The sequence below is a fragment of the Pseudomonas sp. 1L-E-NC-VB-C3 genome, assembly GCF_057291535.1.
The window spans coordinates 12,345-24,515 of record NZ_JBXAWD010000016.1 but is presented as its reverse complement, the minus strand read 5'-3'; the positions used below and the strand labels follow the sequence as shown (position 1 = coordinate 24,515).

The 12,171-nt window shown below is 61.7% G+C and carries 10 protein-coding genes; 9 read left to right on the top strand and 1 reads right to left on the bottom strand.

Annotated features, from left to right (window positions below; translation table 11 throughout):
- Positions 1-3 precede the first annotated feature (3 nt).
- From murD to lpxC, 9 genes are all read left to right on the top strand, one after another.
- Positions 4-1,350, top strand: coding sequence for a UDP-N-acetylmuramoyl-L-alanine--D-glutamate ligase (gene murD, locus AC0Z5Z_RS22585; protein ID WP_485611676.1), 1,347 nt, complete (start codon positions 4-6; stop codon positions 1,348-1,350).
- Positions 1,347-2,564, top strand: coding sequence for a putative lipid II flippase FtsW (gene ftsW, locus AC0Z5Z_RS22580; RefSeq protein WP_016773276.1), 1,218 nt, complete (start codon positions 1,347-1,349; stop codon positions 2,562-2,564). The genes murD and ftsW overlap by 4 nt, the downstream gene beginning before the upstream one ends.
- Positions 2,554-3,624, top strand: coding sequence for an undecaprenyldiphospho-muramoylpentapeptide beta-N-acetylglucosaminyltransferase (gene murG / locus AC0Z5Z_RS22575; RefSeq protein WP_016773277.1), 1,071 nt, complete (start codon positions 2,554-2,556; stop codon positions 3,622-3,624). The genes ftsW and murG overlap by 11 nt, the downstream gene beginning before the upstream one ends.
- Positions 3,617-5,077 carry a UDP-N-acetylmuramate--L-alanine ligase gene (murC, locus tag AC0Z5Z_RS22570; protein ID WP_039761387.1) on the top strand — a complete coding sequence of 487 codons (1,461 nt, stop codon included), beginning with the start codon at positions 3,617-3,619 and terminating at the stop codon, positions 5,075-5,077. The genes murG and murC overlap by 8 nt, the downstream gene beginning before the upstream one ends.
- A complete protein-coding gene (locus AC0Z5Z_RS22565) occupies positions 5,074-6,048 on the top strand; it encodes a D-alanine--D-alanine ligase (RefSeq protein WP_016773280.1) in 975 nt (324 codons plus the stop codon). The genes murC and AC0Z5Z_RS22565 overlap by 4 nt, the downstream gene beginning before the upstream one ends.
- 4 nt (positions 6,049-6,052) lie before the next feature.
- On the top strand, positions 6,053-6,919 hold the full coding sequence (locus tag AC0Z5Z_RS22560) for a cell division protein FtsQ/DivIB (protein WP_039761388.1): 867 nt from the start codon (positions 6,053-6,055) through the stop codon (positions 6,917-6,919).
- 15 nt (positions 6,920-6,934) lie between these two features.
- Positions 6,935-8,194, top strand: a complete 1,260-nt coding sequence (ftsA, locus tag AC0Z5Z_RS22555) for a cell division protein FtsA (RefSeq protein WP_016773282.1) — start codon at positions 6,935-6,937, stop codon at positions 8,192-8,194.
- Positions 8,195-8,262: 68 nt separating this feature from the next.
- Positions 8,263-9,459 carry a cell division protein FtsZ gene (gene ftsZ / locus AC0Z5Z_RS22550; protein ID WP_016773283.1) on the top strand — a complete coding sequence of 399 codons (1,197 nt, stop codon included), beginning with the start codon at positions 8,263-8,265 and terminating at the stop codon, positions 9,457-9,459.
- A gap of 112 nt (positions 9,460-9,571) precedes the next feature.
- Positions 9,572-10,483, top strand: a complete 912-nt coding sequence (gene lpxC / locus AC0Z5Z_RS22545; protein ID WP_007916984.1) for a UDP-3-O-acyl-N-acetylglucosamine deacetylase — start codon at positions 9,572-9,574, stop codon at positions 10,481-10,483.
- A 150-nt stretch (positions 10,484-10,633) separates the two neighbouring features.
- Here the strand turns inward: lpxC and AC0Z5Z_RS22540 are convergent, their stop codons facing one another.
- Complete coding sequence (locus tag AC0Z5Z_RS22540) at positions 10,634-12,142, bottom strand: sensor domain-containing diguanylate cyclase (RefSeq protein ID WP_485611675.1); 1,509 nt, start codon at positions 12,140-12,142, stop codon at positions 10,634-10,636.
- Positions 12,143-12,171: the final 29 nt, after the last annotated feature.

Below are 12,171 nucleotides of genomic sequence, written 5' to 3'. Positions count from 1 at the left end.
CGAGTGTCTCTGATCGCTTCTGACCACTTCCGCATCGTTGTCGGCCTCGGCAAGAGCGGCATGTCCCTGGTTCGCTTCCTGGCGAACCGGGGCACGTCGTTTGCTGTGGCCGACACGCGGGAAAATCCACCGGAACTGGCCACGCTCAAGCGTGACTATCCGCACGTGGAAGTGCGTTGTGGCGAGCTGGACGTCGAATTCCTCTGCCGTGCCGACGAGCTCTACGTGAGCCCCGGCCTGGCGCTGGCGACTCCGGCCCTGCAAGCCGCCGCTGCCCGTGGCGTGAAAATGTCTGGCGACATCGAACTGTTCGCGCGTAACGCGCGGGCGCCGATCGTCGCGATCACCGGCTCCAACGCGAAAAGCACCGTGACCACGCTGGTCGGCGAGATGGCGGCTGCGGCGGGCAAACGCGTCGCCGTTGGCGGCAACCTCGGCACCCCGGCGCTGGACCTGCTCAGCGATGACGTCGAGTTGTATGTGATGGAGCTGTCGAGTTTTCAACTGGAAACCACCGACCAGCTCAACGCCGAAGTCGCCACCGTGCTGAACATCAGCGAAGACCACATGGATCGCTACAGCGGTCTGCCGGCCTATCACCTGGCCAAGCACCGGATCTTCCGGGGCGCGAAGCAGTTTGTGGTCAACCGTCAGGACGCCCTGAGCCGTCCATTGATCGGTGAAGGTCAGCCATGCTGGACCTTTGGCCTGAGCAAACCGGATTTCAAGGCGTTCGGCATTCGCGAAGAAGACGGCGAGAAGTACCTCGCCTTCGAATTCCAGAACCTGATGCCCGTGCGTGAACTGAAGATTCGCGGTGCGCATAACCAGTCCAACGTGCTCGCCGCATTGGCACTGGGTCACGCTGTGGGTCTGCCGTTCGACGCCATGCTCGCGGCGCTGCGCACGTTTGCCGGGCTCGAACACCGCTGCCAGTGGGTGCGCGATCTCGACGGCGTGGCTTATTACAACGACTCCAAAGCCACCAACGTTGGCGCCGCTCTGGCCGCGATCGAAGGCCTCGGTGCGGACATCGACGGCAAGGTCATTCTGATCGCCGGCGGTGACGGCAAAGGCGCCGAATTCAACGATCTGCGCGATCCGGTGGCGGCCAACTGCCGCGCTGTGGTCCTGATGGGCCGCGACTCCGACAAGATCGGCGCAGCCCTTGGCGATGCCGTGCCGCTGATCCGCGCGACCTCGCTGGTCGACGCCGTCGCGCAATGCCGCGCAGCTGCCCAGCCGGGTGACGTGGTGCTGCTGTCTCCGGCCTGCGCCAGTTTCGACATGTTCAAGAATTACGAAGACCGTGGTCACCAGTTCGTCCGCGCTGTGGAGGAACTGGCATGAACCTGAGAAACATCATCAAGCCGTACCCGTCGCCGCTGATCACCGGGCGTGGCATCGACCTCGACTTCCCGATGCTCGCCGGTTGCCTGGCGCTGCTGGGCCTGGGTCTGATCATGATCGCCTCGGCGTCCACCGAAGTGGCGGCGGCGCAGTCGGGCAGTCCGCTGTATTACATGATTCGCCACCTTATCTATGTGGTGCTGGGCCTGGGTGCGTGCATTGTCACCATGATGATCCCGATCGCCACTTGGCAGCGCCTCGGCTGGATGATGCTGATCGGTGCGTTCGGCCTGTTGGTGATGGTGATCATCCCCGGCATCGGCCGCGAAGTGAACGGTTCGATGCGCTGGATCGGTTTCAGCTTCTTCAACGTGCAGCCGTCGGAAATCGCCAAGGTGTTCGTGGTGATCTACCTCGCCGGTTATCTGGTGCGCCGGCAGAAAGAAGTGCGCGAGAGCTGGATGGGCTTCTTCAAGCCGTTCATCGTGCTGCTGCCGATGGCGGGTCTGTTGCTGATGGAACCGGACTTCGGTGCCACCGTAGTCATGATGGGCGCGGCGGCGGCGATGCTGTTTCTTGGCGGGGTCGGACTGTTCCGCTTCTCGCTGATGGTGGTGCTGGCGGTTGGCGCGGTGGTTCTGCTGATCCAGATGCAGCCGTATCGAATGGCGCGTCTGACCAACTTCGCCGACCCGTGGGCCGACCAGTTCGGTGCCGGCTATCAGTTGTCGCAGGCCTTGATCGCTTTCGGTCGCGGCGAGTGGCTGGGCGTCGGCCTGGGCAACAGCGTGCAGAAGCAGTTCTACCTGCCGGAAGCGCATACCGACTTCGTGTTCTCGGTGCTCGCCGAAGAACTCGGTGCAGTCGGTTCGCTGTGCACCGTCGCGCTGTTCGTGTTCGTGTGTATTCGCGGCATGTACATCGGCCTGTGGGCGGAGAAGGCCAAGCAGTTCTTTGCCGCTTACGTGGCTTACGGCTTGTCGTTCCTGTGGATTGGTCAGTTCCTGATCAACATCGGTGTGAACGTCGGCCTGCTGCCAACCAAGGGTCTGACCTTGCCGTTCCTCAGTTACGGCGGCAGCTCGCTGGTGATCTGCTGCGCCTGTCTGGGCCTGTTGCTGCGCATCGAGTGGGAGAGTCGGACCCACCTGGGCAGCGAAGAGATGGAATTCCAGGAGAGCGACTTCGCCGAGGAGCCGACTCATGGGCGCTAACGTATTGATCATGGCCGGCGGTACCGGCGGCCACGTGTTCCCGGCGCTGGCCTGTGCCCGCGAGTTTCAGGCTCGCGGCTACACCGTGCACTGGCTCGGCACGCCACGCGGGATCGAAAACGAACTGGTTCCGGCGGCAGGGCTTGAACTGCACCGGATCAACGCCAGCGGTCTGCGCGGCAAGGGCAAGCTGTCGCTGCTCAAGGCGCCGCTGATGTTGCTCAAATCGGTGTGGCAGGCGCGGGCGATCATGCGCCGCCTGAAACCGGTGTGCGTGGTTGGCTTTGGCGGATATGTGACCGGCCCTGGTGGTCTTGCCGCGAAATTGGCTGGCGTGCCGGTGATCGTTCACGAGCAGAACGCTGTCGCCGGCACCGCCAATCGGTTGCTGGTGCCGTTCGCCGCCCGAGTGTGTGAAGCGTTCCCCGACACCTTTACTCTGTCGGACAGCCGCCGTACCACCGGTAATCCGGTGCGCAGCGAGCTGTTCCTCGACACATCGCGACCGGCGCTGGCCGGGCGCAAAGCGCGTTTGCTGATCCTTGGCGGCAGCCTGGGCGCAGAACCGTTGAACAAATTGCTGCCTGAAGCCCTGGCCCAAGTCGCTGCCGACCTGCGCCCGGAAGTGTTTCATCAGGCCGGCAAAAATCACGATGAAGTGACTGCCGAGCGTTACCGCGCCGTGGGTGTGGAAGCGCAGGTGCAGCCGTTCATCAAAGACATGGCCCAGGCCTATGGCTGGGCTGACCTGGTGGTGTGCCGCGCTGGCGCGTTGACCATCAGTGAGCTGGCGGCCGCCGGTCTGCCCTCGATGCTGGTGCCCTTGCCCCACGCGATCGACGATCACCAGACCCGCAACGCCGATTATTTGGCCCGCGAAGGCGCTGCCTTCCTGATGCCGCAAAGAACGACTGGTGCCGCGGATCTTGCCGCGCGCCTGACAGAGGTCTTGATGCAACCGCAACGACTCGAAGCAATGGCCCAAGCGGCCCGCCGACTGGCCAAACCCGATGCCACCCGTAGCGTGGTCGATACCTGTCTGGAGGTGGCCCATGGTTGAGAATCAGAAAGCCATGCCACAACCGGAAATGCGCCGCATCCGTCGCATCCACTTCGTCGGCATCGGCGGCGTGGGCATGTGCGGTATCGCTGAAGTGTTGTTGAACCTGGGCTATCAAGTCTCCGGTTCCGACCTGAAGGCGTCGCCGGTCACCGAGCGCCTGGAATCCTTTGGCGCGCAGATCTTCATCGGTCACCGTGCCGAGAACGCCGCTACCGCCGACGTGCTGGTGGTGTCGAGCGCAGTGAACACGTCCAACCCGGAAGTGGCGACTGCCCTTGAACGCCGCATTCCAGTGGTGCCGCGTGCAGAAATGCTCGCCGAGCTGATGCGCTATCGCCACGGCATCGCCGTCGCCGGTACCCATGGCAAAACCACCACCACCAGCCTGATCGCTTCGGTGTTCGCGGCCGGAGGTCTGGACCCGACATTCGTGATTGGTGGTCGTCTGAACGCAGCGGGCACCAATGCCCAGCTTGGCACCAGCCGTTACCTGATCGCCGAAGCCGACGAAAGCGATGCGAGCTTCCTGCATCTGCAGCCGCTGGTGGCCGTGGTCACCAACATCGACGCCGACCACATGGCGACCTACGACGGTGACTTCAACAAACTGAAGAAAACCTTCGTCGAATTCCTGCACAACCTGCCGTTCTACGGTTTGGCGGTGATGTGCCTGGACGATCCGGTGGTGCGCGAAATCCTGCCGCTGGTCAAGCGTCCGACCGTGACCTACGGCTTCAGCGAAGACGCCGATGTGCGCGCGATCAATGTCCGTCAGCAGGGCATGCAGACCTTCTTCACCGTCCTGCGCCCGGATCGCGAGCCGCTGGACGTGTCGGTGAACATGCCCGGCAACCATAACGTGCTCAACTCGCTGGCGACCATCTGCATCGCCACCGATGAAGGCGTCAGCGATGAGGCCATCGTTCAGGGCCTGTCGGGCTTCCAGGGTGTCGGTCGGCGCTTCCAGGTCTACGGTGAACTGCCGGTAGATGGCGGCAATGTAATGCTGGTCGACGACTACGGTCACCACCCGACCGAGGTCGCTGCGGTGATCAAAGCCGTGCGCGGTGGCTGGCCGGAGCGTCGTCTGGTGATGGTCTACCAGCCGCATCGCTACAGCCGCACCCGTGATCTGTACGACGACTTCGTCAATGTACTGGCCGACGCCAACGTGCTGCTGCTGATGGAAGTCTATCCGGCCGGCGAAGAGCCGATCCCGGGCGCCGACAGCCGCAAGCTGTGCAACAGCATCCGCCAGCGCGGTCAGCTCGACCCGATCTACATCGAGCGGGGCGTTGACCTGGCGCCGTTGGTCAAGCCGCTGCTGCGCGCCGGCGACATTCTGCTGTGCCAGGGCGCTGGTGATATCGGCGGTCTCGCGCCGAAGCTGTTGAAAAGTGAATTGTTCGCCGGCGCCGTGGCGGCGCCGGTCGAGGGGAAGTTGAAATGACTGCTGCCTACGCCAAGCTGTTCTCCACCATCGCGCCGAAAGACTTCGGCCGCGTCGCCGTGCTCTTCGGTGGCCTGAGTGCCGAGCGTGAGGTTTCGCTGAAATCCGGCAACGCCGTGCTCGAGGCGCTGCAAAGCGCTGGCGTCGATGCGTTCGGCATCGATGTGGGCGAAGACTTCCTGCAGCGTCTGCTCAGCGAAAAGATCGACCGCGCGTTCATCATTCTCCACGGTCGCGGCGGTGAAGACGGGAGCATGCAGGGCCTGCTCGAGTGCGCCGGCATCCCTTACACCGGCAGCGGCATTCTTGCTTCCGCACTGGCGATGGACAAACTGCGCACCAAGCAGGTCTGGCACAGTCTCGGGATTCCGACGCCGCGTCACGCCGTGCTGTGCAGCGAAGCCGATTGTATTTCCGCAGCGACGGAACTGGGCCTGCCTTTGATCGTCAAACCGGCGCATGAAGGTTCAAGTATCGGGATGGCCAAAGTGAATTCTGCGTCCGAGTTGATCGACGCATGGAAAGCGGCCAGTACCTACGATTCGCAAGTGTTGGTCGAGCAATGGATTCAAGGTCCGGAGTTCACCATCGCCACCCTGCGTGACCAGGTGTTGCCTCCTATCGCCCTGGGTACACCGCACACGTTCTACGACTACGACGCCAAGTACATCGCCAACGATACCCAGTACCGCATTCCGTGCGGGCTCGACGCGGCCAAGGAACAGGAACTCATGGAACTCACGGCCAAGGCCTGTGAGGCGCTGGGTATCGCCGGTTGGGGCCGGGCGGACGTGATGCAGGACGCCGACGGGCAGTTCTGGTTCCTCGAAGTCAATACCGCACCGGGCATGACCGATCACAGCCTGGTGCCGATGGCGGCGCGGGCTGCCGGTCTGGATTTCCAGCAACTGGTTCTGGCCATTCTGGCCGCCAGCGTCGAAGACGCAGGCGCAACAGAGGCGCGAGGTTAAGACCATGCAAGGCGCTCATCTCAGACATCAGCCACCCGCACCCGGCCGCAAGCCGGTGCCGCGGGGTGCCAGCCGAATGGTGGCGAAAGAGCCGATGTCCGCGCGCCTGCCGAAAGCCAATTTCAGCTTTCTGAAAAGTCTGTTCTGGCCGGTGCTGCTGGTGGCGCTGGGCTTTGGTACCTACGAAGGCGCGCAGCGTTTGCTGCCGTACGCCGACCGGCCGATCAGCAAGATCGCGGTGCAGGGCGACTTGAGCTACATCAGCCAGCAGGCGGTGCAGCAGCGGATCGCGCCGTTCGTGGCGTCGAGCTTCTTCACCATCGACCTCGCCGGTATGCGTACCGAGCTCGAGCAGATGCCGTGGATCGCCCACGCCGAAGTGCGTCGGGTGTGGCCGGATCAGGTAGTGATCCGCCTCGAAGAGCAATTGCCGGTGGCGCGTTGGGGCGACGAGTCGTTACTCAACAACCAGGGCCAGGCGTTCACGCCCAAGGAACTGGCGAACTACGAACACCTGCCGCAGCTGTTCGGCCCACAACGGGCTCAGCAGCAGGTGATGCAGCAGTATCAGGTGCTGAGCCAGATGCTGCGCCCGCTGGGTTTTTCGATTGCACGCCTGGAATTGCGTGAACGCGGCAGCTGGTTCCTGACCACCGGTGCCGGCAGTTCCGGCCCCGGCATCGAGTTGCTGCTGGGACGCGGCAACCTGGTGGAAAAGATGCGCCGCTTTATCGCCATCTATGACAAGACGCTGAAAGAGCAGATTACGAACATTGCGCGCATCGATCTGCGCTACGCCAACGGCCTCGCTGTTGGCTGGCGGGAACCCGTAGCGCCGACGACAGCCCAACCCGCTGTCGCAAAGAATTAAGAAGAGGCAGGACCCATGGCAAACGTGCAAAGCGGCAAAATGATCGTCGGTCTGGATATCGGCACCTCCAAAGTGGTGGCGCTGGTAGGCGAGGTCGCGGACGACGGCCAGCTGGAAATCGTCGGGATCGGCACGCATCCGTCCCGCGGCCTGAAGAAGGGCGTGGTGGTCAACATCGAATCCACCGTGCAGTCGATCCAGCGCGCGATCGAAGAAGCCCAACTGATGGCCGGCTGCCGCATTCACTCGGCGTTCGTCGGCGTTGCGGGCAATCACATCCGCAGCCTGAACTCCCACGGCATCGTCGCGATCCGTGATCGCGAAGTCAGCTCGGCTGACCTTGAGCGTGTGCTCGACGCCGCTCAGGCCGTGGCGATCCCGGCTGACCAGCGCGTGCTGCACACTCTGCCGCAGGATTACGTGATCGATAACCAGGAAGGCGTGCGCGAGCCACTGGGCATGTCCGGCGTGCGTCTGGAAGCCAAGGTTCACGTGGTCACCTGCGCCGTCAACGCTGCACAGAACATTGAAAAATGCGTGCGCCGCTGCGGTCTGGAAATCGACGACATCATTCTCGAGCAACTGGCCTCGGCCTACTCGGTGCTGACCGACGACGAGAAAGAACTGGGCGTGTGCCTGGTCGACATCGGCGGCGGCACCACCGACATCGCGATCTTCACCGAAGGCGCGATCCGTCACACCGCGGTGATCCCGATTGCCGGTGATCAAGTGACCAACGACATCGCCATGGCGTTGCGCACCCCGACCCAGTACGCCGAAGAGATCAAGATCCGTTACGCCTGCGCCCTGGCCAAACTGGCCGGTGCCGGTGAAACCATCAAGGTGCCGAGCGTTGGCGACCGTCCACCGCGTGAGCTGTCGCGTCAGGCCTTGGCCGAAGTGGTCGAGCCGCGTTACGACGAACTGTTCACCCTGATCCAGGCCGAGCTGCGTCGCAGCGGCTACGAAGACCTGATCCCGGCGGGCATCGTGCTCACCGGTGGTACTTCGAAAATGGAAGGCGCCACTGAACTGGCCGAAGAAATCTTCCACATGCCGGTGCGCCTCGGTGTACCGCATGGCGTGAAAGGTCTGGATGACGTGGTGCGCAACCCGATTTATTCCACTGGCGTCGGCTTGTTGATGTACGGCCTGCAAAAGCAGTCCGATGGAGTTTCGTTCTCCGGCATCGGCAGCCGCGACAGCTACAGCAGCGAAGAGCCTCAGGCGCCGCTGCTGGACCGACTGAAAAAGTGGGTTCAGGGCAATTTTTAAAAGCTTTACCGCAACACCGCTACAAACAGCAGTAGGCGAAAAAACTAGAGAATGTAAGGAGAGGGAAAATGTTCGAACTCGTAGACAACATCCCCGCAAGCCCGGTAATCAAAGTTATCGGTGTCGGCGGTGGCGGCGGCAACGCTGTCAATCACATGGTCAAGAGCAACATCGAAGGCGTTGAGTTCATCTGCGCCAACACCGATGCTCAAGCGCTGAAAAACATCGGCGCGCGGACCATCCTGCAACTGGGCACCGGCGTGACCAAGGGCCTGGGTGCCGGCGCCAATCCTGAAGTCGGCCGTCAAGCCGCTCTGGAAGACCGTGAGCGCATCGCTGAAGTGCTGGCCGGCACCAACATGGTGTTCATCACCACCGGCATGGGCGGCGGTACCGGTACCGGTGCAGCGCCGATCATCGCCGAAGTGGCCAAGGAAATGGGCATCCTGACCGTTGCGGTCGTGACGCGTCCGTTCCCGTTCGAAGGCCGCAAGCGTATGCAGATTGCCGACGAAGGCATTCGCATGCTTTCCGAAAGCGTCGACTCGCTGATCACCATTCCGAACGAAAAACTGCTGACCATCCTCGGCAAAGACGCAAGCCTGTTGTCGGCTTTCGCCAAGGCTGACGATGTCCTGGCCGGTGCCGTTCGCGGTATCTCCGACATCATCAAGCGTCCGGGCATGATCAACGTCGACTTCGCCGACGTACGCACCGTGATGAGCGAAATGGGCATGGCGATGATGGGCACTGGCTGCGCCAGCGGTCCGAACCGTGCACGTGAAGCTACCGAAGCGGCAATCCGCAACCCGTTGCTGGAAGACGTCAACCTGCAAGGCGCGCGCGGCATTCTGGTGAACATCACCGCCGGTCCTGACCTGTCCCTGGGTGAGTACTCCGACGTGGGTTCGATCATCGAAGCCTTTGCTTCCGAGCACGCGATGGTCAAAGTCGGTACCGTTATCGATCCGGACATGCGCGACGAGCTGCACGTGACTGTGGTTGCCACCGGTCTGGGCGCGAAAATCGAGAAGCCTGTAAAGGTCATCGACAACACCGTTCACACCTCCATGGCCTCGGCGCAGGTGCAACAACCGGCTCCGGCCCGTCAGGAGCAGCCAGCGGTGAACTACCGTGATCTGGACCGTCCGACCGTCATGCGCAACCAGGCTCAGGCCGGTGCTGCGGCTGCCGCGAAGATGAATCCGCAGGATGACCTGGACTATCTGGACATTCCGGCATTCCTGCGTCGTCAGGCCGATTGATGGAATGTATCAGGGCTATGAAGGTGATTGGTGTTCAGCAAAGGCATGGTCTGCTATCATCGCCAGCCTTTGTTGATACCAGTTCGCAATTTGCGCTGAAGCGGCCCAAGCCATGATTAAACAACGCACACTGAAAAATATTATCCGTGCCACAGGTGTAGGCCTGCATTCCGGCGAGAAGGTCTATCTGACCCTCAAGCCTGCGCCTGTCGACACTGGCATTGTGTTTTGTCGCGCTGACCTCGACCCTGTGGTGCAGATTCCTGCCCGCGCGGAAAACGTCGGTGAAACCACTATGTCGACGACGCTGATCAATGGCGACGTCAAAGTGGACACGGTAGAGCACTTGCTCTCGGCCATGGCTGGCCTGGGCATCGATAACGCCTACGTCGAGCTCTCCGCGTCCGAAGTCCCGATCATGGATGGCAGCGCTGGACCCTTCGTATTCCTGATTCAATCGGCAGGCCTGGAAGAACAGGACGCCGCCAAGAAATTCATCCGCATCCTGCGTGAAGTGACAGTGGAAGACGGCGACAAGCGCGCCACTTTCGTCCCTTTCGAAGGCTTCAAGGTGAGCTTCGAGATCGATTTCGATCACCCGGTATTTCGGGACCGCACCCAGAGTGCAAGCGTGGATTTTTCCAGCACTTCGTTCGTAAAAGAAGTCAGCCGCGCCCGTACCTTTGGCTTCATGAGTGACATCGAGTACCTGCGCAAGCACAACCTCGCACTCGGCGGCAGCGTGGAAAACGCGATCGTAGTCGACGCTGATGGCGTGTTGAACGAAGACGGTCTTCGTTATGAAGACGAATTCGTCAAACACAAGATCCTCGACGCGATTGGCGACCTGTACCTGCTGGGCAACAGCCTGATTGGTGAGTTCAAAGGCTTCAAGTCCGGTCATGCACTGAACAACCAGCTGCTGCGCAAATTGATTGAGCAGACAGATGCTTGGGAAGTGGTGACGTTCGAAGACGCCAGCACCGCACCGATCTCTTACATGCGCCCGGTTGCGGCGGTGTAAGTAAAAAACCTCTCTAGTTTTTTGAAGGCCATCCTCGGATGGCCTTTTTTTATGCCCTTTAAAAGATCAAAAGATCGCAGCCTTCGGCAGCTCCTACAGGGATACCGCATTGCAGATGTAGGAGCTGCCGAAGGCTGCGATCTTTTGACTTTAAATTGACACTACAACGCGATTGCGCCCGCCTTCCTTGGCCTGATACAGCGCCTTGTCCGCTGCAAACAGCAGCTGCTCAAGTGTCATCTCGCTCGCCGATGTCCAGGTGGCGATGCCGATACTCACCGTCATCGCCCGCTCAGCGCCTTCAACCCATGGCAAGTTTTCCACAGCCCGGCGAATCTGCTCGGCGATCTGCTGCGCCCCGGCGCTGTCGGTCTCGGCGAGAATCACCGAAAACTCTTCACCGCCATACCTCGCGACCAGATCCGCCGGGCGCCGCACGTTCGCGGTGATTACCCTGGCCAGTTCGCGCAACACCTGATCCCCGGCCTGATGGCCATGGCGATCATTGAAGGCCTTGAAGTGGTCAGCATCGATCATCATCACCGACAGCGGCTGGCCGGAGCGCTGCGCGCGGAACCATTCGTGGCGCAGGGTCTGGTCGAGCATGCGTCGGTTGGCAACGCCGGTCAGATCATCGGTGGCAGCCAGTTGCGCCAGTTCGCGTTCGGCGCGATGGCGCAAACGCAGTTCCCGAGCGAGCAGCCAGGTCAGCCACAACAGCCCCAGGCACAACACGCCGGTGGCGCCGCTGATCAGAATCGCTGTGCGGCGCCAGGTGCCGAACACCTCCTCGCTGGACAGCGCGACCATCACCGTCAACGGCAGATTGCCGACCCGCGAGTAGGTATAGAGCCGGCGTTGTTTATCCATGCTCGAGGTACTGGTGAAACTGCCGCTGCCATCGCGATCGTTGAGAATCCGCATGACATTCGGGCGGTTGCCGAAACTCTTGCCGACCGAATCGCTTTGCAAATAGGGCTTCTGCGCGAGCAGCACGCCATCGCTGTTGATGATGTTCAGTGTGCTGTCGGTGCCGATGTCGAGGCTTTTGAACAGGTCGTCGAAGTAGTCGAGTTTCAGCGACGCCACCGCTACGCCGAGGAATTCGCCGGTCTGCGAGGAGATGCGCCGGCTGAAGCTAATGCGCCACTGATCGGCCTCTTCGCAATCGCAACGGGTCTTGAACGGGCGGCTGATGAACATGCCCATGTCACGGTTGAACGCATGGGCGAGGAAATAATCGCGGTCGGCGAAATTGCCCGGTTTCGGTTCGATGCGCGAGGAGTCGGCGATCACCTCGCCATGCTTGTCGAGCAGGAGGATGTCGCCCTTGAAACGCGCGGTGGCAGAGCGATCGAACAGTGCCAGATGACGGATCTGCGGCGAGACGTTCTGCAGGTCGTCACGCTGAGCGGCGGCGATCAGGCCTTGCAGCGTCAGGTCGTACAGCTCGACGGTGCGCAGCACATCGGCGTCGATCAATTGCGCGATGGTCGTGGCGCGGCGCGTGGCGACTTCCTGCGCACTGGCGTACTCGCGGATCAGCAGAAATGTGACGATGCACACCATCGCAATCACCGTCAGCAGGCTGCCGAGGATCAGCAGGCGCTCGGGGCGACCGGTAAGGCCTGTGATGGAAGGCGTGCGGCTGGTGATCATGATGGGCTGTCGGTAGGAGTGGTTTCGTA

Excerpts from the sequence above, each read along its gene's own strand:
- AC0Z5Z_RS22565 (WP_016773280.1), top strand. The coding sequence starts at position 5,074 with ATGACTGCTGCCTACGCCAAGCTGTTCTCCACCATCGCGCCGAAAGAC.
- ftsA (WP_016773282.1), top strand. The coding sequence starts at position 6,935 with ATGGCAAACGTGCAAAGCGGCAAAATGATCGTCGGTCTGGATATCGGC.
- ftsW (WP_016773276.1), top strand. The coding sequence starts at position 1,347 with ATGAACCTGAGAAACATCATCAAGCCGTACCCGTCGCCGCTGATCACC.
- lpxC (WP_007916984.1), top strand. The coding sequence starts at position 9,572 with ATGATTAAACAACGCACACTGAAAAATATTATCCGTGCCACAGGTGTA.
- murC (WP_039761387.1), top strand. The coding sequence starts at position 3,617 with ATGGTTGAGAATCAGAAAGCCATGCCACAACCGGAAATGCGCCGCATC.
- AC0Z5Z_RS22540 (WP_485611675.1), bottom strand. The coding sequence starts at position 12,142 with ATGATCACCAGCCGCACGCCTTCCATCACAGGCCTTACCGGTCGCCCC.
- AC0Z5Z_RS22560 (WP_039761388.1), top strand. The coding sequence starts at position 6,053 with ATGCAAGGCGCTCATCTCAGACATCAGCCACCCGCACCCGGCCGCAAG.
- murG (WP_016773277.1), top strand. The coding sequence starts at position 2,554 with ATGGGCGCTAACGTATTGATCATGGCCGGCGGTACCGGCGGCCACGTG.
- ftsZ (WP_016773283.1), top strand. The coding sequence starts at position 8,263 with ATGTTCGAACTCGTAGACAACATCCCCGCAAGCCCGGTAATCAAAGTT.